This window comes from Streptomyces sp. NRRL WC-3742 (genome assembly GCF_000720635.1).
In the GTDB taxonomy this organism is placed as follows: Bacteria; Actinomycetota; Actinomycetes; order Streptomycetales; family Streptomycetaceae; genus Kitasatospora.
The window spans coordinates 101,718-120,932 of record NZ_JOCF01000024.1 but is presented as its reverse complement, the minus strand read 5'-3'; the positions used below and the strand labels follow the sequence as shown (position 1 = coordinate 120,932).

The window sequence follows — 19,215 nt, the reverse complement described above, 5'->3', positions numbered from 1 at the left end:
GGGCTGGTTGGTGGCGGGGTCGGGGGTGGTGGTGGGGGCGGCGCTGGGCGTGGTGGTGGCGGTGGGCCAGTCGGGGGTGCTGTGGTCGCCGCGGCCGGTCTGGAGGTCGAACTGCTTCGTGGGGGTGCCGTCGAGGACGGCGGCCGTGTAGGCGGTCCAGATCCTGGTGGGGAAGGCGCCGCCGTTGACGCGGGTGAGTCCGGCGGTCCCGGCGAGGGGTTCCTTGGCGTGGGTCTTGGGGTTTTCGCGGAACAGGCCGACGGTGGTGGCGAGTTCGGGGGTGTATCCGGCGAACCAGGCGGAGAGGTTGGAGTCGGTGGTGCCGGTCTTGCCGGCGGCGGGGCGGCCGAGTTCGAGGGCGGCGGCGCCGGTGCCGCGGGTGCTGATGACGTCGCGCAGGACGTCGGTGACGTTGTCGGCGGTCTGCCGGTCGAGGGCTTCCACGGCCTTGTGCTCGGGCATCTTGGGGACGTCGACGGCGCCGCCGGGGTGGACGCGTTCGAGTTTGGAGACGGACCAGGGGGTGCGGGCCTGGCCGTGGTCGGCGAAGGCGGCGTAGACGCCGGCGAGGTCGAGGGCGCTGGGGGTGGCGGTGCCGAGCGTCATGGAGGTGTTGGCCGGGTCGAGGCCGCGGACGGTGTCGGGGATGCCGAGTTTGAGGGCGGTCTCGCGTACGCGCGGGAGGCCCGCGTCGACGCCGAGTTGGGCGTAGACGGAGTTGACGGACTTCACCATGGCGTGGCGCAGGGTGATGCTGCCGTAGTCGACGCCGTCCTCGTTGGGCGGGGCGTACGGGGTGGGGCCGCCGGTGACGGGGCGTTCGCTGGTGCCGTCGTAGCGGCTCTCGGTGGTGATGGGGCGGCCGTCGACGGTGTGCTGGGCGATGAGGCCCGCGGCGAGGTCGATCGGTTTGAAGGTGGAGCCGATCTGGTTGTCCTGGCGCAGGGCGTCGTTGTAGGGCTGCTTGGCGTAGTCGGGGCCGCCGTAGACGGCGACGACGCGGCCGGTGGCGGTGTCGACGGAGGCGCCGGCGACGCGGACGTCGGTGTCGGTGGTGGGGCGGGCGGCGGGGTCGAGTTCGCCGGTGAGTTCGTCCTGGACGGCCTTGACGAAGGCGTCCTGCCGGGGCTTGTCGAAGGTGGTGGTGATGCGCCAGCCGCCGGCCTTGAGGGTGGGGGCGTCGATGATGCCGGCGCTGACGAGGTAGTCGTCGGCGACGCCGACGAGGTAGCCGGCCTGGCCGGACAGGCCCGTGGCGGGCCGGGGGTCGATCGGGTCGGGGAAGGTGGTGGCGGCGCGGTCGGCGGTGGTGAGGAAGCCGAGCTGGACCATGCCGTCGAGGGTGTAGTTCCAGCGGGCGAGGGCCTTCTCGCGGTTGGCGGGGGTGGCCGTCCTGACGTCGTAGAGGCTGGGGGCCTGGAGGAGTGAGGCGAGGTAGGCGCCCTGGGCGAGGGTGAGCTGGGAGGAGTCGACGCCGTAGTAGGCGCGGGCGGCGCTCTGGATGCCGTAGGCGCCGCGCCCGAAGTAGCTGCTGTTGAGGTACCCGGCGAGGATGTCCTTCTTCTCGCGCTGCTGGTCGACCTTGAGGGCGATGAAGAGTTCGCGGCCCTTGCGTTCGACGGTCTTGTCCTGGGTCAGGTAGTAGTTCTTGACGTACTGCTGGGTGATGGTGGAGCCGCCCTGCATGCCCTTGCCGAGGAGGGTGTTCCAGCCGGCGCGGAGCATGCCCTTCAGGTCGATGCCGCGGTTCTGGTAGAAGGTGCGGTCCTCGGCGGAGACGACGGCCTGCTGGGTCTGCAGGGGGATCTGGTCGATGGTGACGTCGGTGCGGTTGACGGCTCCGGTGCGGGCGATCTCGGTGGTGCCGTCGGCGTAGAGGTAGATGTTGTTCTGGGCGGTGGCGTGGGCGTTGGCGTCGGGGACGGGGACGATCACGTAGAGCACGGCGAAGGAGCCGACCGCGAGCAGCAGCAGGGCGGCGACGGTGCCGAGGGTGACGCGCCAGGTGGGGATCAGCCGACGCCAGAGGGGGAGTGCGCGGCGGGCGGCGCGGCGGGCGGCCCGCTTGGCCTGGCGTCGGGTGACGAAACTCATGCCGCGATTATGTGCTATTTGACGTCGCCTCAGGGGTGGTGGGGCGGTCGGGCGGGCTGGGGAAAACCGGGTGCGGGCGGGGGCGGCCGGAGGTACGGTGAAAGATGCGAACTTCATAGCGCAGGTGTTTGGACAGCACTGACTTCGCCAGCTCCGCCCGCCCGCCCGGTGACCCCCGGGTGCGGCCGGTCGGGGCCGTACCGACGTGCGCGGACGCGGGGGCGGTCCGTGACGGTCCCGCTACCCGTCCCCCTGTCCGTCCTCGCTACTCGTCCGCCCCCAGAATTGTCGATAAGGAGACAATATGCTCTATGCCGCCGTTGCCCGCGGCGCCTTCCGCCGCTACTCCACCTACCGCGCCGCCACCGCCGCCGGCGCCTTCACCAACACCGTCTTCGGCCTCATCCTGGCCTCCTCCTTCGTCGCCCTCTGGCAGGCCCGCCCCAATCTCGGCGGCTACGACCAGAGCCAGGCCGTCACCTACATCTGGGTCAGCCAGAGCCTGCTCGTCACCATCGCCGTCTGGGGCGGCGGCTTCCAGGACGAACTCCAGGACCGCTTCCGCAGCGGGGACATCGCCGTCGACCTCTACCGCCCCGTCGACTTCCAGGGCTGGTGGCTGGCCACCGACCTCGGCCGGGCCGCCTTCCAACTGCTCGTACGCGGCACCGTGCCCATGCTCTTCGGTGCGCTGGTGTTCCGCGTCCGGATGCCCGAACAGCCGCTGACCTGGCTGTTCTTCCTGCTTTCCGTGCTGCTCGCGCTGCTGGTCAGCTTCGGCATCCGGTTCCTGGTCTCGATCACCGGCTTCTGGCTGCACGACTCGGACGGCATCCGCTCCGTGATGCTGGTGGTCTCGATGGTCTTCTCCGGCATGCTGCTGCCGATCGTCCTCTTCCCCGGCGCGCTCGGCACCGTCGCCGAGGTGCTGCCCTGGGCCTCGCTCGTCAAGGTGCCCACCGACGTCTTCCTCGAACGGGCGACCGGCGCCACCCTCGTCGGGGCGCTCGCCTTCCAACTCGGCTGGGCCGCCGTGCTGCTGGCCGCCGGCCGGGGCGCGCAGTGGCTCGCCACCCGCAAGGTGGTGGTGCAGGGTGGCTGAGCAGCTGACGCTCCGCGAGGGCCTGCCCGCCCGGACGGCCTGGGCCGTGCGCTCCTGGTGGCTCTGCGCCCGGATGTGGATGCGCTCGATGGCGGCCTACCGGGCCTCCTACGTCCTGGGTGTGGTCTCCGGCATCGCCGTCCACGCGCTCGACTTCGTCGTGGTCGTGATCATGTTCCAGCACACCAGGCAGCTCGGCGGCTGGACCCTGCCGGAGATCGCCTTCCTCTACGGCACCGCCACCTTCTCCCTCGGCGTCGCCAACCTGCTCGTCGGCTCCTCCGACGGGCTCAGCCAGCGGATCGTCAACGGCACCCTGGACAGCATGCTGGTGCGGCCCGCGCCCGCGCTCTCCCAGCTGTGCGCCGAACGGTTCTCGCTGCGCCGCCTCGGCCGCCCCTTCCAGGCCGCGGCCGTGCTCGCCTGGTCGCTGGCCACCCTCGACGTGCACTGGACCTGGGACCGGGTGCTGCTCGTGCCGGTCCTGCTGGTCTGCGGCACCGCCATCTTCGGGGCGATCTTCATCGGCGGCGCCACCGTGCAGTTCTGGTGGGGCGAGTCCAAGGAGATCCAGAACTCCTTCACCTACGGCGGCGCCACCCTGCTGCACTACCCGCCGACGATCTTCGCCAAGGAACTCGTCGCCGGCGTCGTCTTCGGCGTCCCGCTGGCCTTCGTCAACTGGCTGCCCAGCCTGCGCATCCTCGACCGGCCCGACCCGCTGGGCCTGCCCGCCGCCTTCCAGTACGCCTCGCCGGTGGCCGCCGCCCTGTGCGTCACCGCCGCCGGGCTCGCCTGGCGGGCCGGACTGCGCGCCTACCGCGGCGCCGGCAGCTGAACCACCCCCCTCCCGTAAGGAACGTCATCGTGGCACTGATCGAACTCCAGGACGTCCACCGCAGTTTCACCGTGCGCGCCCGTGCCGGCCGCTTCAGCCGCACCAAGCGCGAGGTGCGCGCGGTGGACGGGCTCAGCTTCACCGTCGAGGCCGGCGAGTGCGTCGGCTACATCGGGCCCAACGGCGCCGGCAAGTCCACCACCATCAAGATGCTCACCGGCATCCTCGTCCCCAGCAGCGGCCGGCTGCGCGTCGCCGGCGTCGACCCGGCCCGCGAACGCGTCGCCCTGGCCCGAAGGATCGGCGTCGTCTTCGGACAACGGACGACTCTCTGGTGGGACCTGCCGCTGCGCGACTCCTTCGAACTCGCCAGGCGCATCTACCGCGTCCCGGACGGGCGATATCGCGAGAACCTCGACCGCTGCGTCGAACTGCTCGACCTCGCCGCCCTGCTGGACACCCCCGTACGCCAACTCTCCCTCGGCCAGCGGATGCGCGGCGACCTCGCGGCGGCCCTGCTCCACGACCCCCAGGTGCTCTACCTCGACGAGCCGACCATCGGCCTCGACGTGATCAGCAAGGGCAGGGTCCGCGAGTTCCTGCGCGAGGTCAACCGCGAGCGCGGCACCACCGTGCTGCTCACCACCCACGACCTCACCGACATCGAGCAGCTCTGCGACCGGGTCATGGTCATCGACCACGGCCGGGTCGTTTACGACGGCGGGCTCGACGGACTGCACGCCACCGGGCTCAGCGAACGCACCCTCGTCGTCGACCTCGCCGAGGCCCGTCCCCCGATCGAGGTCTCCGGCGCCCGGGTGGTCAAGGTGGACGGGCCGCGCCAGTGGCTGGCCTTCCCCGCACAGGACAGCGCGGCGCCCATCGTCGCGGCCGTCGCCGCCCGCTACCCGCTGGTGGACCTCTCCGTGCGCGAACCCGCCATCGAGGACGTCATCGCACGGATGTACGCGGAGGTCGCCATCGGCTGACGGCACGGGCCTCCGGTAGGGGGACTCCTCCGGTCGCCGGAGGCCGTCACCGATACGGGTGACGGACGTGACCCCCCGCAGGCGTGGCGAGTTGACCTTTCGTCATTCACCCACGCCAGTACCGGAGGCCCACCGTCCGATGACCGTACCCGACGTGACCGTGGTGGTCGCGGTCTACAACACCCTGCCCTACCTCACCGCCTGCCTGGACTCCCTGGTCGGGCAGAGCCTGGCGCCGGGGCGGATGGAGGTGGTGGCCGTCGACGACGGCTCCACGGACGGCGGCGGCGAGCTGCTGGACGCCTACGCGGCCCGCCACCCCGGGCTGTTCCGGGTGGTGCACCAGCCCAACTCCGGCGGGCCGGCGGCCCCCACCAACCGCGCCCTCGACCTCGCCCGCGGCCGCTACGTGCTCTTCCTCGGCGCGGACGACTGGCTCGGCGAGGAAGCCCTCGAACGCCTGGTGGCCGCCGCCGACGCCTGGGACTCGGACGTCGTGGTGCCCAAGCAGGTCGGCGTGAACGGCCGGCTGGTGCCCCAGGGCATCTTCCACGCCGACGCCGAGTCCGTCCGCTTCACCGACTCCGCCCTCGCCTGGGCCCTGGCCGACACCAAACTGTTCCGCCTCGACCTGATCCGCCGCCACGGGCTGCGCCGCGACGAGACGCTCAAGGTCTTCTCCGACCAGCCGTTCACCCTCGAAGCCTGCCTGCGGGCCCGCAAGGTCTCCGTCCTCGCCTCCTACGACTGCTACCACCTCGTCCTGCGCGAGGACCGCGGCAACGTCACCGAGCGCGCCGGAGTCCTCGACCGGCTGCGCGGCATCGCCGCCCTCCAGCAGGTCGCCGCCGAACTCGCCGACCCCGGCGAGGCGTTGGACGCCCTCCGCGCCCGCAGCTTCTCCTGGGACGTCCCCCGGCTGCTCTCCGACGGCTTCCTGCTCCTCGACGACGGCCTGCAGCGCCGCGTCTGCGCCGAAACCGCCCGCCTGGTCGAGCGGTTCGGCGCCCGCGAGGTGTACGGGCGCCTGCCCGTCGCCGCCCGGCTGCGCCTCGAACTCGCCGCCGCCGGACGGCCGGAGGCGCTGCGCGACCAGATCCGCTACGAGGCCGCGCACGGCGAGCCGCCCACCCTGGTCGAGGGGCGGCGCCACTACGCGGCCTACCCGGCCTTCCGCGACGCCCGGCTGGGGCTCTGCGACGACCTCTTCCTGCTGCGGGAGGAGCCGCTCGCGGCCGTCCTGCGTCTCAACCTCGCCCAGCAGCTGTGGCGGGGCCTCGTCCCCGAACAGCTGCGCCGCGGACTGCGGCGCCACCCGGTGTGGCGGCGGCTGGCCGACTCGATGAGCGGAGGAAAGGCATGACCCTCGACATCTGCGTGGTCGGGCTGGGCAAGCTCGGCCTGCCGCTGGCCGTGCGCTTCGCGTTGCGCGGCCACCGGGTGACCGGGGCGGACATCGCGCCCGGCGTGGTCCACAGCGTCAACCTCGGAGTGCCCCCCTTCCCCCGGGAGGAGGGTTTGGACGAGGCCCTGAAGGAGGTCGTCGCCGAGGGCCGGCTGCGGGCCACCACCGACACCACGGCCGCCGTCGCCGGAGCCGACGCCGTGGTGCTCGTCGTCCCGCTGGTCACCGCGGCCGACGGGACCCCCGACTTCTCCCTCCTCGACGCCGCCACGGACGCGGTGGCCGCAGGGCTGCGCCGGGGCGCCCTGGTCAGCTACGAGACCACCCTGCCCGTCGGCACCACCCGCGGGCGCTGGGCACCCCGGCTGGAGGCCGGCTCCGGACTCGTGGCCGGAACCGACTTCGCCCTGGTGTTCAGCCCCGAACGCGTCCGCACCGGACGGGTCTTCGCCGACCTGCGGCGCTACCCGAAGCTGGTCGGGGGCCTCGACGCGGCCTCGACCCGCCGGGGCGAGGAGTTCTACCGGGCCGTGCTGGACTTCGACCCCAGGCCCGACCTGCCCCGGCCCAACGGGGTCTGGACGCTGGCCTCGGCGGAGGCCGCCGAGTTCGCCAAACTCGCCGAGACCACCTACCGGGACGTCAACATCGCCCTCGCCAACCAGTTCGCCCGCTACGCGGACCGCGTCGGCGTGGACTTCGCCGAGGTCGCCGACGCCTGCAACTCGCAGCCGTACAGCCACCTCCACCGCCCCGGCGTGGCGGTCGGCGGCCACTGTATCCCCGTCTACCCGCGGCTCTACCTGTGGAACGACCCGCAGGCGACGGTGGTGCGCGCGGCCCGGGAGGCCAACCTGGAGATGCCCGGGTATGCGGCCGGGGTGCTCGCCGGGGCCGTGCCCGGGGGACTGGACGGGCAGGGCGTGCTGGTGCTCGGGGCCTCCTACCGGGGCGGGGTGAAGGAGACGGCGTACTCCGGGGTGTTCCCGCTGGTCGAGGCGCTGCGGGCGGCGGGGGCGCGGCCGTACGTCGCCGATCCGCTGTACGCCGCCGGGGAGCTGACGGCGCTCGGGCTGCCCCCGTACGGCGGGGAGCCGGTGGTGGCGGCGGTGCTGCAGGCCGACCACCCCGAGTACCGGGACCTGGCGCCGGGGGACCTGCCGGGGGTGCGGGTGCTGCTGGACGGGCGGCGCTGCACGGACCCGGCGCGGTGGGAGGGGGCGGGGGTGCGGCGGATCGTGCTGGGAGGGGCGTGACGGACAGGGCGTGACGGCCGGGCAGTGACGGCGGGGGCGTGACGGACAGGGTGTGTCGGCCGGGGCGTGACAGCCGGGACGGAGCGCGTGATCGCGAGGCGCGCCCCCGTCCGCGCCGGGCAACGGGCAGACTGGCGGGGTGAGTGACGAAGCCATCAGCCGGACCGGCCCCGGGGTCAGGTTCACCGCCGCCGACGAGGAGAAGCGACGCGGCGTCCGCCGGATGAAGACCATCGCGACGGGCCTGCTGGCCTTCGCGACCCTGGTCTTCGTCCTCTCCACCTGGGCCAGGGCCGCCGGCGCCGGAGCCTGGGCCGGGTACGTGGCGGCCGCCGCCGAGGCGGGCATGGTCGGCGCGCTGGCCGACTGGTTCGCGGTGACGGCCCTCTTCCGCCGCCCCTTCGGCCTGCCCATCCCGCACACCGCGATCATCCCCACGAAGAAGGACGCCTTCGGGCGCTCGCTCGGCGACTTCGTCGGCGACAACTTCCTCTCCGGCCAGGTGGTGCGCGGCCGCCTCGCCGCGCTCGGCATCGGCCGGCGGCTGGGGGAGTGGCTGGCCGCGCCGGGCAGCGCCGAGCGCGTCACCAAGGAGGGCTCGGCGGCGCTGCGCGGGGTGCTCGCGGTGCTGCGCGACGACGACGTGCAGGCCGTCGTCGCCGAGGCGGTGACCAGGCGGGCCTCCGCCACCTCCGTCGCCGAGCCGATGGGCCGGATGCTCGCCAAGGTCGTCGCCGACGGCGGGCACCACGGGATGGTCGACCTGGTCGCCGTCCGCGCCCACGACTGGCTGACCGCCAACCACCAGGACGTCGTGCAGAAGGTCACCCAGAAGACCCCCGGCTGGACGCCGAAGTTCCTCGACCAGCAGGTCGGCGAGCGGGTCTACCGGGAACTGCTGCGCTTCGTCACCGACATCCGCGACGACCGGGAACACCCGGCGCGCGGCGCGATCGACAACTTCCTCGCCGACTTCGCCACCGAGCTGCAGACCGACCCAGAGACCATCGCCCGCGTCGAGCGCGCCAAGGCCGACCTCCTCGCCCGGCCCGAGGTGCGGGACCTGATCGCCTCCACCTGGACCGCCGTGCGGACGCTGGTGATGAACGCCGCCGAGGACGAGGACAGCGAACTGCGCCGGCGCATCCGCGAGGGCGTGCACGGCTTCGGCGAGCGCCTGGCCACCGACGCCAAGCTCCAGGCCAAGGTGGACGGCTGGCTGCAGGACGCCTCCCAGTACCTGGTCGACACCTACCGGGCCGAGATCACCTCGCTGATCTCCGAGACCGTCGCGGGCTGGGACGCGGACGACGCCTCCCGCAAGATCGAGGCCAACGTCGGCCGTGACCTGCAGTTCATCCGGATCAACGGCACGGTGGTCGGCGCCCTGGCCGGGCTGCTGATCCACACCGTGGCGGTGGCGCTGGGCGGCTGAGCGTAGTCTGGCGACACGCCGGTACGCGCGTAGAAGAGCATCGAAGCGCCGTAGAAGCGTTGTGGAAGAGCCGAAGAAGGAACGAAGGGAACCACCGTGGTCCAGCCGGACGGAAGTCGGATCGGAAACCCCACCGGGAGCGAAACCGGCATCGAGGCGTTCATCGCCGGGATGCCGAAGGCGGAACTGCACGTCCACCACGTCGGCTCGGCCTCCCCCCGGGTCGTCGCCGAACTGGCCGCCCGCCACCAGGGCCGCACCGACGTGCCGACGGACCCGGCGGCGCTCGCCGCGTACTTCAGCTTCACCGACTTCCGGCACTTCATCGACGTGTACTTGAGCGTCGTCGACCTCGTCCGCGACGCGGAGGACGTCCGCTCGCTCACCTACGGCGTCGCCGAGGACATGGCCCGCCAGAACATCCGCTACGCCGAGCTGACCATCACCCCGTACTCCTCGGTCAAGCGCGGCATCCCCGAGGTCGCCTTCATGGAGGCCATCGAGGACGCCCGGCTGCGCGCCGAGAAGGACCTCGGCGTGGTGCTGCGCTGGTGCTTCGACATCCCGGGCGAGGCCGGGCTGGAGTCGGCGGAGGTCACCGCCCGCCTCGCCACCGACCTGGCCCCCGAGGGCCTGGTCAGCTTCGGCCTCGGCGGGCCGGAGGTCGGCGTGCCGCGGCCGCAGTTCAAGCCGTACTTCGACCGGGCGCGCGCGGTCGGCCTGCACTCCGTCCCGCACGCCGGGGAGGCCACCGGGCCGCAGACCGTCTGGGACGCGATCCGGGAGCTCGGGGCCGAGCGCATCGGGCACGGCACCCAGTCGGTGAAGGACCCGGCGCTGGTCGACTACCTGGGCGAGCACCGGATTCCGCTGGAGGTCTGCCCGACCTCCAACATCGCCACCCGGGTGGTGGAGCGGATGGAGGACCACCCGATCAAGCAGATGGTGGAGGCCGGGTTGCTGGTCACCGTCAACAGCGACGACCCGCCGATGTTCGGCACCGACCTCAACACCGAGTACGCCGTCGCGGCGCGGCTGCTGGGCCTGGACGAGGCCGGGGTGTCGGCGCTGGCGCGCAACGCCGTAGAGGCGTCGTTCCTGGACGCGCCGGGCAAGGCGAAGCTGGTCGCGGAGATCGACGCGCACCTGGCGGGCTGGCAGCGCTGACGCGTCCTCGCAGGTCGAACGCGCCCGAGGCGCCCTGACCCGCCCCTGACCGGCCCTGAGACATCTCTGAGGCATCTCTGACTCATCTCTGAGGCACCCCTGAACCGCCCCGCTGGCTCCGGCCGACGGGGCGGTTCCGCGTTCCGGTGCCACCACCGGCGCAGGGGTGGCACCGGGATGGCACGAGGATGGTGCGCGGGTGGCGCAACGATGGTGCCAAAGTGGTGCCATAAATGCTGGACATGGCGCCACGGTCGTGTCATGCTTCTGGACATGGACCTCACGCCGTACGTCGAAAACCTCCGGAACGAGCTCGCGGTCGCCGCCGCCGCAGGCGGGGACGAAGCCCGCGCGCTGGCCGACCGGCTGACTCTCCCGCTGGAGTCGGCCGCACGGCTCACGCTGCTCAACGCGCTCTCCGCCGCCATGGGCGAAGTCACCCGTGACCTCGCCCCCGGCTCGGTGGACGTGCGCCTGCGCGGGGTCGATCCGGAGTTCGTGGTGACGCCGCCGCCCGGCGCCGAGGGCTTCCGGAGCTTCCACGGCGAGGTGCCGCCCGTGGCGCCGTCGGTGGCCGAGGTGGTGCCAACCTCGCCGCCGGTGGTGCCATCGGTGGCGCCGGAGGCGGACGAGACGGGCACCGCCCGGATCAACCTGCGGCTGTCCGCGAACCTCAAGGCCCGGGCGGAGGAGGCCGCCAACCAGGAGGGGCTCTCCCTCAACGCCTGGCTGGTCCGGGCCGTCGCCGGCGCGGTGGACGGAGGCAGGCCCGCTGCCCGCCCGGCCGCCGCCTTCGGCCCGACCCGGACTCCGCCCAGCATCGGCGGCCAGGGCTTCACCGGCTGGGTCCAGTAACGCTTCCGCCTCACCGGCCGTCTCACCGGCCATCCGTTCCACCGGTCATCCGTTCCACCGACCACCCGCCCCATCGACGTCACCCCGCTCCGACCAGCGGGAACAGCCACGAGAGCCAAGAGGACGGCACAGCCATGCCTTCGTACGAGTCCAGCGGACCGATCTCCGCAGTCATCGAGTTCAACATCGGCGCCCTCTGGGTCAAGGCCGGCAAGAGCGCCGAGGCCACGGTCGACGTCCGCCCGGCCAACCCGGACCGGGAGGCCGACGTCCGCGCCGCCGAGCTGACCCAGGTCGACTTCTCCGGTGGCCGCCTCACCGTGAACGGCCCTGCGCAGCGCACCGTGTTCACCAGCAAGAAGGGCTCGATCGAGGTCCTGGTCGAGCTGCCCGCCGGCTCCCAGGTGGACGTCGAAGCCCCTGTGGCGGACATCGTCGCGGAGGGCCCGCTCGGCGTCTGCCGGGTCAAGACCTCCATGGGCCGGATCCAGGTCGACCAGGCCGAGCAGGTGCGGCTCAGGACCGGCCAGGGGGACGTACGGATCGGCGTCGTCACCGGGGACGCCGAGGTCTCCGGCTCCGGCCGGATCGAGATCGGCACCGTCGGCGGCCGTCTGACGGTCAAGAACACCAACGGCGACACCGAGATCGACGAGGTGCGCGGCGAACTGGAGGCCAACTCCTCCAACGGCCGCATCCACGTCGCCCACGCCGGGGCGGACGTGGACGCCAAGTCGGCCAACGGCCACATCCGGATCGGCCGGGTCGTCCGCGGCCAGGTCACCCTGCAGACCAGCGTGGGGGACCTGGAGGTCGGCATCGCCGAGGGCACCGCCGCCTGGCTGGACGTGCACAGCAAGTTCGGCGGCGTCCGCAACGAGCTCGGCCCCGCCGAGGGCCCGGGCGGCGCCCGGGAGACCGTCGAGGTCCGCGGGCGCACCCAGGTCGGCAACGTCACCGTCCGGAGGGCCTGATGACCACCACCGCCCTCGCCGCCGCGACGGCCGTCGAGGTCCGCGGCCTCACCAAGTCCTACGACGGCAAACCGGTGCTCAACGGCATCGACCTGACCATCCCGGCCGGCAGCGTCTTCGCCCTCCTCGGGCCCAACGGCGCCGGCAAGACCACCACCGTGCAGATCCTCTCCACCCTCATCCCCGCCGACGGCGGGACGGCGCGCGTCGCCAGGTGCGACGTGGTCCGCGAGGCGGACGGCGTGCGCAGGGCGATCGGTGTCACCGGCCAGTTCTCGGCGGTCGACAACCTGCTCACCGCCGAGGAGAACCTGCTGCTGATGGCCGACCTCAACCACCTCCGCCGTCGGGAGGGGCGGAGGAGGGCCGAGGACCTGCTGCGGCGCTTCGAACTCACCGACGTCGCACGCGGCAAGGCCGTCGCCGACTTCTCCGGCGGCATGCGGCGCAAGCTCGACCTCGCGATGACGCTGGTCGGCGACCCGAGGGTGATCTTCCTCGACGAGCCGACCACCGGGCTGGACCCGCGCAGCCGGCGCACCATGTGGGAGATGATCCGGGCCCTGGTCGCCGACCACGGGGTGACGATCTTCCTCACCACCCAGTACCTGGACGAGGCGGACGAACTCGCCGACCGCATCGCCGTCCTGGACGGCGGCCGGATCGTCGCCGAGGGCACCGCCGAGGAGCTCAAGCGGATCGTGCCCGGCGGGCACATCAAGCTCCAGTTCGCGGACGAGGCCCAACTGCGCCTCGCCGCCGACCTGTTCGAGTACGCCAAGGCCAACGTCGAGGCCCTGCGGCTGGACATCCCGGGGGACAACTCCGTCCTCACCGTCAAGGCGGTGCTGGACACGCTCGACAACGCGTCCGTCCACGCCGAGTCGCTGGTCGTCGAGACGGCCGACCTGGACGACGTGTTCCTCACTCTGACCGGGGAGGGTGTGCGATGAGCACGGCCGCCGTTCCTACCACCACGTACGCGCTGCGCGACTCGATGACCATGCTGCGGCGCAACCTCAAGCACGCGCTGCGCTACCCGTCGCTGACCTTCGCCGTCGTGGTGATGCCGGTGATGATGCTGCTGATGTTCAACTACGCCTACGGCAACGCCCTGGGCGCGGGCATCGGCGGCGGGAAGTACATCGACTACGTGGCGCCCGGCATCGTGCTGATGGCGGCCACCTCGGGCTCGATCGTCACCGCCATCGGCATCTGCACCGACATGACCGAGGGCATCGTCAACCGCTTCCGCACGATGGCGATCTCACGCTCCGCCTTCCTGGCCGGTCACGTCGTCGGCAGCGTCATCCAGACGATGATCGGACTGCTCCTGGTGGTCGGCGCGGCCCTGGCGATGGGCTTCCGCCCGCACGCCGGAGTCGTCGAATGGCTGGCCGCCATCGGCCTGCTGCTCTTCGTCACCATCGCCCTGACCTGGATCTCCGCCGGAATCGGCTTGGTCGCCAAGACCGTCGAGAGCGCCAGCAACCTGCCGATGCCTCTGCAGTTCCTGCCCTTCATCGGCAGCGCCATCGTCCCCACCGACACCATGCCCACCGCCCTGCGCTGGTTCGCCGAGTACCAGCCCTTCACCCCCGTCATCGAGACCCTGCGGGGCCTGCTGATGGGCACGGAGATCGGCGCGGTCTCCGCCTGGAGCGCCCTCGGCTGGTGCACGGGCCTCACCCTGCTCGGCTACTTCTGGTCGAGGAGCGTCTTCTACCGGCGGTGACGGGGGTACAGCCGGTAGACCCCCCGGGCCCGGGCGGCGGAACCCATCCGCCGGCCGGGCCCCGGCGCGTCGTTCAGCCGCCAGCCGCCAGCCGCCAGCCGCCAGCCGCCAGCCGTCCCGGCGCGGGCCCTCGGCCGTCCGGACAGGATGGCCGAGGCCCGCAGACCGGCGGCTGCCATCGGGTTATCGGGCGGGGGTGAGGCCCTCGGGGAGGGGGAGGTCGCGCAGTTCGCGGATCAGGGCGCGGACGGGTGGGGTCGGGGCCAGTTCGGGGGTGGTGACGTAGCCGACCAGGCGGCTGGGCGGGTCGGGCTCCAGGGGCGTGACGGCGAGCCCGGTCGGGGCGCCGAGCAGTGCGGTGGCGGGCATGATGGCCATCCCGAGCCCCTGGGCGACCATCGAGACGGCCACCGCGTCGTCCTCCACGTCCACGGTCGCGGGCGGGATCCAGTCCTGCCGCCGCCACCAACTCCTGGTGTAGGAGCCGCAGTTCTCCTCCCAGTCGACCAGCGGCAGCCGGCGCGGCTCCGCGTGCCCGCGCGGGTGCGCCAGCGCGTACGTCTCCTCGTACAGGCGGGCCGCCACCACGCCCGGCACCGGCGGCGGGCCGTCGGCGTTCAGGGTGGCGAGCGCGAGGTCGGCCCGCCCGTCCGCGACCTCCCCGGCGGCGCCGCGCCCCACCTCCCGTACGATCCGCACCCGCGCGCTGAGCCCCGGGTGCCGCTCGGCGAGCCGGGAGAGGACGGGCGGCAGCAGGTGCGCGGCGGCGCTGCGGAAGGCGACGATCCGCAGGGTTCCGGTCAGCGGTTCGTCCGTGTTCGTGCTCCGGACCTCCGCCCGCATCGCGGCCATCAGCCGCAGCAGGCGCCGGGCGTAGGCCACCGCCCGCGCGCCCGCCTCGGTGGGCCGCGCGCCGTGGCGTCCGCGTTCGAACAGCACCGCGCCGAGCTTGCGCTCGCAGCCGCGTACGGCGTGCGAGACGGCGGACTGGGTGGTGCCCAGGCGGGTGGCGGCGGCGGTGAAGGCGCCCTCCTCCTCGACCGCGACCAGGATGCGCAGCTCGTGCGGGGCGAGATCGGTCATGCGGGGGAGCCTACCGGTATCCATCGATCCTGCTCATGGAAGCGGCTCTTCCATCGACGCGGACCCCTGCCCGGGGCGGGGTCCGGCTTCCTACCGTGAGCACGGTCAGCAGTCGCCGCCGTCAGTTCGGAGCACCCGATGTCCCGCCCCACCGCCCACGCCGTCCACCTCGTCTCCCGCCCCGTCGGCGCGGCGACCGCCGAGAACTTCGCCTTCGTCGAGGAGACGATCCCCGCACTCGAGGCGGGCGAGGCACTGGTCGAGAACCTCTACCAGTCCGTCGACCCGTACATGCGCGAGGAGATGGACGAGGGCGGCTGGGCCCTCCACTCCCCGATGGAGGGCCGCACCCTCGGCCGGGTGGTCGAGTCCCGCGCCGACGCCCTGCCGGTCGGCGCCCTGGTCTTCCACCGCCAGGCGTGGCGCACCCACTCGGTGGTCACCGCCGAGCGCGCCTTCCTGCTGCCCGACTTCGACGGCGTCCGGCTCAGCAACCACCTGTCCGTCCTGGGCGGCACGGGCCTGTCCGCCTGGGTCGGGCTGACCAGGATCGCCCGCCTCCAGGCCGGTGAGACGATCTTCATCTCGGCGGCGGCCGGGGGCGTCGGCACGGCGGCGGGGCAGCTCGCCCGGCTGCTCGGCGCGGGCCGCATCGTGGGCAGCACGGGTTCGCCGGAGAAGGCCGCGCGGCTCGTCGAACACCTCGGCTTCGATGCCGGCTTCGACTACCACGACGGCCCGATCGCCGCCCGCCTGCGCGAGGCCGCCCCGGAGGGCCTGCACGTGTACCTCGACAACGTCGGCGGCGACCACCTGGAGGCCGCGATCGACGTCCTGCGCGACCACGGGCGCATCGCCTGGTGCGGCGCCGTCGCCCAGTACGACAACCTCCGGAACCCGCCGGCCGCGCCCCGCAACCTCTACGACGTGGTGGGCAAGAGCCTGCGCCTGGAAGGCTTCCTGGTGCGCGAGCACCTCGACGCCCGCCCCGAGCTCTACGACTTCCTGGTCCCGCACCTGCGCTCCGGCGCGGTGGTGGCCGACGAGACCGTTGTGGACGGCTTCGGCAACGTGGTGGACGCGTTCCTCGGCATGCTGCGGGGCGCCAACACCGGCAAGATGATCGTCCGCCTGGGGGAGTGAGCCCGGGCGATCGCCTGGGAGTTCACGGCGCCGTCCCAGGGCGGCGGACGGCGGCCCGGGAGGGGGTGGCCGCCGGCCGCCGTCCGGGCCGGGGTGGCGGGATCAGCCGGAGGTGCCGCAGAGGGCCTTCTCGGCGAGGGCCTGGTAGAGGCGTTCGGACTTCTCGCGGTCGCTCTTGTCGTACTCGTTGAGGGAGAGGGAGAACTGGCGGGTGCCGTCCCGCGAGCCGAGCATCGCGGTCGTGTAGCCGGGGATTCCGCCGAGGTGGCCCCAGAAGTCGCCGCAGGAGAAGGTGTAGCGGATCGTGCCGAGCCCGTACTCGCCGCCGAGACCGGGGGAGGGGACGGTGGTGGTCATCTCGGCGAGTTGCTGCGGCCCGAGCAACTCGCCTCCGAACAGCGCCTGGTGGAAGCGGTCGAGGTCGGCGGTGGTGGAGATGATGGCACCGGCCGCGTCACCGATGGTGGGGGAGAGGCGGGTGACGTCCGCCGGGCCCTCGGGGAACTTGAGGTAGCCGTGCGCGTGCGGGCCGGGGATGTCGGTGGAGGTGGTGGGGATGGTGGTGTGGCGCAGGTCGAGGGGCTGGACGATCCGGTCCCGGACCTCCTCCTGCCAGCTCTGGCCGGTGGCGTGCTCGATGAGCATGCCGAGGATGACGTAGTTCGTGTTGGAGTAGTGCCAGCCCTGGCCGGGCGCGAAGTACGGGGGCATGGCGGCGGCGACGTCCAGGAGCTTCTGGGGCGTGTACGCGACCCAGCGGCGCTGGGCGACGTACGTCCGGGCACCGGCCTCGTCGTGGAAGAGGACGTTCGGGTTGCCGAGGTAGTCGGGCAGTCCGCTGGTGTGGTTGAGGAGTTGGCGGACGCTGATGGCGCCGCCGTTCGGGACGGTGCCGGGGAGGTGGCGTTCGATCGGGTCGTCGAGGTTGAAGTGGCCCTCGGCGGCGAGCTGGAGGGCGACGGTCGCGACGAAGGACTTGGTGACACTGGCGATCCGGAACCGCCCGTCCGCACGGGCCGGCCGGTTGGTGGCGAGGTCGGCCGAGCCGGCGGCGCCCCGCCAGACGACACGTCCGTGGTCGCGGACCTCGGCGAGCGCGGCAGTGCCGGCGCCCTGGTCGAGGAGGGCGTTCAACTCGGGCTGCAAGCCTCGGGGGGAGGCTTGGGCGCTGGGGGCCGCGAGCGCGGTGAGCGCGGCGGCGGCGAGGATTGCGGCGGCGATTCGACGGTTCGTCATACGGAAAACGGTGTCATCGGAGGGTGTCGCCGGACGTCCCCCTGCTGAACGAACGCAGGAGGCGGCTCTGGGAGCAGAGTCCTCACCCCGCCGGGTCGAGACCCGGCGGGGCGAGGTGTTGCTTCAGAGGTCGCCGGTCAGCGCCTCGTCGACCTCGGCAACGTCGGCGACGTCGGCAACGTCGGCAACGTCGGCAACGTCCCTGCCGGCACCGTCATCGACCTCCTCGCGGTCCTGCGCGAGTTCAAGCGAGGTCGCGACGGCGGGCGAGGTGCACGGTGATCTCCCCGTCCACCTCCACCCGCTCCGGCAGCACCCCCGCGATCCGCGCGAACACTTCTCTCCGCTGCTCCACCGGCAGCATCAGGTAGGCCGAAACCGTCGACAGATGCCCGACGTACTCCTCGGCACCGACCTCCAACCGCCGCTCGATCACGTGCTGTTGGACGTCCTCGAACCACGCCGACCGCTCCAGCTCCGTCCCCGGCCACTGCATCGCCTGCTCCGCCGGAGTCCCGTCCGGGGACGGCACGTCATCACTCGCCAGGAACGGCGCCCGCGCCACCCGCACCGCCTCCGCCACCTCCGGATCGGCCAGCACGATAGGCCCCCCGAAACAGGCGAACACCCCGCCCGGCTCCAGCATCGCGGCGACCCGCTCCCACCGCCCGGCCGCCTCCGTCCAGTGCAGCGAAGCCGCCGCGTACACGAGCCCGAACTCCCGCTCGCCGAGCCCCAGTTCCTCGAACGCGCCCTGCTCCACCCGCACGCCCGCCGGCACGTTCCTCCGCAACTCCGCGAGCATCGCCGCATCGGGATCGGTAGCCGTGACCGCGACCCCGTGCGCGGCGAACAACCGCGTCGCCTTGCCCGTCCCGGCGCCGATCTCCAAAGCCGTCCGCAACGGCCGCCCCGCGTACCCCGCCACCAACGCGAACAGTTCGTCCGGATACCCCGGCCGGAACCGTTCGTACGCCTCTGCCATCGCCCCGAAACTCCGCGCACGCTCCGTCATGCCCAGCATCCTGGCACGTCACGGGCCCCAAGTCGTCCGTAAAAGCCGCTCGTTGCCGCCGGCGCCCGAAGGCGGGCAGGATGGGCCCCAGTGACCGCTGGAACCGTCACAACCGAGGCCGGCCGCCGTCCGGCGACCGCAGGGGGTACGCGATGATGAAAGTTCTCGGGTGGATCGTTCTCGCACTGGGCTGGATCGGCCTCGCGGCCGTCAGCCGGGGCAAGATGTTCGCCTGGAAGCAGTGGACGAACGGCCAGCGCGTCGGCGCCCTGGTCTGCGCGGCGGTGATCGTGACGGGCTTCGCCCTCAAGGCATAGGCGTGTCCTGCGGTGCACAGGAAGTCGGCCCGTCCGACTTCCTGTGCACGATGACCCGCTCGCCCTCACCCCTCGGCTCCTCGAAGTTGGCCGCATAGCGCTCGAACAGCGGCCCGTCCACGGTGACGGCATTGGCACCCTCCCGCCCGTTCCGCACCCGGAGCCGACGCTCCAACGTCTCCCGGTCGACCTTGAGATGGATCAGCTCCCACCGGCAACCGTGGCCCTCGACCAGCGCCTTGTAGTCCTCACGGGCGGCCCGGCTCCAGAAGCTGTAGTCCACCACCACATCCCGCCCGGCCACCATCAGCTCGACCAACTCCCCCCGCTGCTCCCGCCGAACCTCCTCCTTCAGCCGATCGAACACCTCGGGCGCCAACACCCGCCCGGCATCCCGCCGCCCGATCCGCTCCCACACCACCTCATCGATCGACAACCGAACGTACCCACGCCCCACCAGCCCCAGCGCATACGTCGTCTTCCCCGAACCAGGAAGCCCGCACATCAACACCACAGTGCTCTGTTGTCCCGTCACACCCCCACGCTAGACCGCCAGCCCCAAGCCCCGCCG

General features: G+C 72.5%; 18 protein-coding genes. 13 read left to right on the top strand and 5 right to left on the bottom strand.

Annotated features, from left to right (window positions below; genetic code table 11):
- Positions 1 to 2,094: transglycosylase domain-containing protein (locus tag IH61_RS0115750; RefSeq protein WP_051837144.1), on the bottom strand; the 2,094-nt coding region annotated here is incomplete at its 3' end.
- 304 nt (positions 2,095 to 2,398) lie between these two features.
- Between IH61_RS0115750 and IH61_RS0115745 the strand changes: the two genes are divergently transcribed.
- From IH61_RS0115745 to IH61_RS0115695, 11 genes are all read left to right on the top strand, one after another.
- Positions 2,399 to 3,196 carry an ABC transporter permease gene (locus tag IH61_RS0115745; protein ID WP_031070033.1) on the top strand — a complete coding sequence of 266 codons (798 nt, stop codon included), beginning with the start codon at positions 2,399 to 2,401 and terminating at the stop codon, positions 3,194 to 3,196.
- Positions 3,189 to 4,034, top strand: a complete 846-nt coding sequence (locus tag IH61_RS0115740; RefSeq protein WP_234327194.1) for an ABC transporter permease — start codon at positions 3,189 to 3,191, stop codon at positions 4,032 to 4,034. The genes IH61_RS0115745 and IH61_RS0115740 overlap by 8 nt, the downstream gene beginning before the upstream one ends.
- A 29-nt stretch (positions 4,035 to 4,063) precedes the next feature.
- Positions 4,064 to 5,023 carry an ABC transporter ATP-binding protein gene (locus IH61_RS0115735; protein WP_037972798.1) on the top strand — a complete coding sequence of 320 codons (960 nt, stop codon included), beginning with the start codon at positions 4,064 to 4,066 and terminating at the stop codon, positions 5,021 to 5,023.
- Between the two features lie 139 nt (positions 5,024 to 5,162).
- Positions 5,163 to 6,386, top strand: coding sequence for a glycosyltransferase family 2 protein (locus IH61_RS0115730; RefSeq protein WP_051837142.1), 1,224 nt, complete (start codon positions 5,163 to 5,165; stop codon positions 6,384 to 6,386).
- Positions 6,383 to 7,684 carry a nucleotide sugar dehydrogenase gene (locus IH61_RS0115725; RefSeq protein WP_031070022.1) on the top strand — a complete coding sequence of 434 codons (1,302 nt, stop codon included), beginning with the start codon at positions 6,383 to 6,385 and terminating at the stop codon, positions 7,682 to 7,684. Before IH61_RS0115730 ends, IH61_RS0115725 begins: the two co-directional genes overlap by 4 nt.
- A 139-nt stretch (positions 7,685 to 7,823) precedes the next feature.
- Complete coding sequence (locus tag IH61_RS0115720) at positions 7,824 to 9,119, top strand: DUF445 domain-containing protein (RefSeq protein WP_234327193.1); 1,296 nt, start codon at positions 7,824 to 7,826, stop codon at positions 9,117 to 9,119.
- A gap of 96 nt (positions 9,120 to 9,215) precedes the next feature.
- Positions 9,216 to 10,286 carry an adenosine deaminase gene (locus IH61_RS0115715; protein WP_420713932.1) on the top strand — a complete coding sequence of 357 codons (1,071 nt, stop codon included), beginning with the start codon at positions 9,216 to 9,218 and terminating at the stop codon, positions 10,284 to 10,286.
- 273 nt (positions 10,287 to 10,559) lie between these two features.
- Positions 10,560 to 11,141, top strand: a complete 582-nt coding sequence (locus tag IH61_RS0115710) for a toxin-antitoxin system HicB family antitoxin (RefSeq protein ID WP_031070018.1) — start codon at positions 10,560 to 10,562, stop codon at positions 11,139 to 11,141.
- A gap of 134 nt (positions 11,142 to 11,275) precedes the next feature.
- The gene (locus IH61_RS0115705; protein ID WP_031070016.1) at positions 11,276 to 12,115 is read left to right on the top strand and encodes a DUF4097 family beta strand repeat-containing protein; all 840 of its coding nucleotides are present in this window, start codon (positions 11,276 to 11,278) and stop codon (positions 12,113 to 12,115) included.
- Positions 12,115 to 13,068 carry an ATP-binding cassette domain-containing protein gene (locus tag IH61_RS0115700; protein ID WP_031070014.1) on the top strand — a complete coding sequence of 318 codons (954 nt, stop codon included), beginning with the start codon at positions 12,115 to 12,117 and terminating at the stop codon, positions 13,066 to 13,068. The genes IH61_RS0115705 and IH61_RS0115700 overlap by 1 nt, the downstream gene beginning before the upstream one ends.
- Complete coding sequence (locus tag IH61_RS0115695; protein ID WP_031070011.1) at positions 13,065 to 13,850, top strand: ABC transporter permease; 786 nt, start codon at positions 13,065 to 13,067, stop codon at positions 13,848 to 13,850. The genes IH61_RS0115700 and IH61_RS0115695 overlap by 4 nt, the downstream gene beginning before the upstream one ends.
- A 183-nt stretch (positions 13,851 to 14,033) precedes the next feature.
- Here the strand turns inward: IH61_RS0115695 and IH61_RS0115690 are convergent, their stop codons facing one another.
- The gene (locus tag IH61_RS0115690; protein ID WP_031070010.1) at positions 14,034 to 14,933 is read right to left on the bottom strand and encodes a LysR family transcriptional regulator; all 900 of its coding nucleotides are present in this window, start codon (positions 14,931 to 14,933) and stop codon (positions 14,034 to 14,036) included.
- Positions 14,934 to 15,071: 138 nt separating this feature from the next.
- Here IH61_RS0115690 and IH61_RS0115685 point away from each other — a divergent pair, with 138 nt between their 5' ends.
- Positions 15,072 to 16,076 (top strand): NADP-dependent oxidoreductase, encoded by a 1,005-nt coding sequence (locus IH61_RS0115685; protein ID WP_031070008.1) that lies wholly within the window; start codon positions 15,072 to 15,074, stop codon positions 16,074 to 16,076.
- Between the two features lie 102 nt (positions 16,077 to 16,178).
- Here the strand turns inward: IH61_RS0115685 and IH61_RS0115680 are convergent, their stop codons facing one another.
- Complete coding sequence (locus IH61_RS0115680; RefSeq protein WP_031070006.1) at positions 16,179 to 17,312, bottom strand: serine hydrolase domain-containing protein; 1,134 nt, start codon at positions 17,310 to 17,312, stop codon at positions 16,179 to 16,181.
- Between the two features lie 244 nt (positions 17,313 to 17,556).
- Positions 17,557 to 18,336, bottom strand: a complete 780-nt coding sequence (locus IH61_RS0115675) for a class I SAM-dependent methyltransferase (RefSeq protein ID WP_199823324.1) — start codon at positions 18,334 to 18,336, stop codon at positions 17,557 to 17,559.
- Positions 18,337 to 18,479: 143 nt separating this feature from the next.
- Between IH61_RS0115675 and IH61_RS0115670 the strand changes: the two genes are divergently transcribed.
- Positions 18,480 to 18,644, top strand: a complete 165-nt coding sequence (locus tag IH61_RS0115670; RefSeq protein ID WP_158844999.1) for a hypothetical protein — start codon at positions 18,480 to 18,482, stop codon at positions 18,642 to 18,644.
- On the opposite strand, the gene IH61_RS0115665 is transcribed toward IH61_RS0115670, so the two are convergent.
- A complete protein-coding gene (locus tag IH61_RS0115665) occupies positions 18,634 to 19,179 on the bottom strand; it encodes an AAA family ATPase (protein WP_199823323.1) in 546 nt (181 codons plus the stop codon). The genes IH61_RS0115670 and IH61_RS0115665 overlap by 11 nt on opposite strands.
- Between the last annotated feature and the right edge of the window lie 36 nt (positions 19,180 to 19,215).

Excerpts from the sequence above, each read along its gene's own strand:
- IH61_RS0115745 (WP_031070033.1), top strand. The coding sequence starts at position 2,399 with ATGCTCTATGCCGCCGTTGCCCGCGGCGCCTTCCGCCGCTACTCCACC.
- IH61_RS0115730 (WP_051837142.1), top strand. The coding sequence starts at position 5,163 with ATGACCGTACCCGACGTGACCGTGGTGGTCGCGGTCTACAACACCCTG.
- IH61_RS0115725 (WP_031070022.1), top strand. The coding sequence starts at position 6,383 with ATGACCCTCGACATCTGCGTGGTCGGGCTGGGCAAGCTCGGCCTGCCG.
- IH61_RS0115710 (WP_031070018.1), top strand. The coding sequence starts at position 10,560 with ATGGACCTCACGCCGTACGTCGAAAACCTCCGGAACGAGCTCGCGGTC.
- IH61_RS0115705 (WP_031070016.1), top strand. The coding sequence starts at position 11,276 with ATGCCTTCGTACGAGTCCAGCGGACCGATCTCCGCAGTCATCGAGTTC.
- IH61_RS0115700 (WP_031070014.1), top strand. The coding sequence starts at position 12,115 with ATGACCACCACCGCCCTCGCCGCCGCGACGGCCGTCGAGGTCCGCGGC.
- IH61_RS0115695 (WP_031070011.1), top strand. The coding sequence starts at position 13,065 with ATGAGCACGGCCGCCGTTCCTACCACCACGTACGCGCTGCGCGACTCG.
- IH61_RS0115690 (WP_031070010.1), bottom strand. The coding sequence starts at position 14,933 with ATGACCGATCTCGCCCCGCACGAGCTGCGCATCCTGGTCGCGGTCGAG.
- IH61_RS0115685 (WP_031070008.1), top strand. The coding sequence starts at position 15,072 with ATGTCCCGCCCCACCGCCCACGCCGTCCACCTCGTCTCCCGCCCCGTC.
- IH61_RS0115680 (WP_031070006.1), bottom strand. The coding sequence starts at position 17,312 with ATGACGAACCGTCGAATCGCCGCCGCAATCCTCGCCGCCGCCGCGCTC.
- IH61_RS0115675 (WP_199823324.1), bottom strand. The coding sequence starts at position 18,336 with ATGCTGGGCATGACGGAGCGTGCGCGGAGTTTCGGGGCGATGGCAGAG.
- IH61_RS0115670 (WP_158844999.1), top strand. The coding sequence starts at position 18,480 with ATGATGAAAGTTCTCGGGTGGATCGTTCTCGCACTGGGCTGGATCGGC.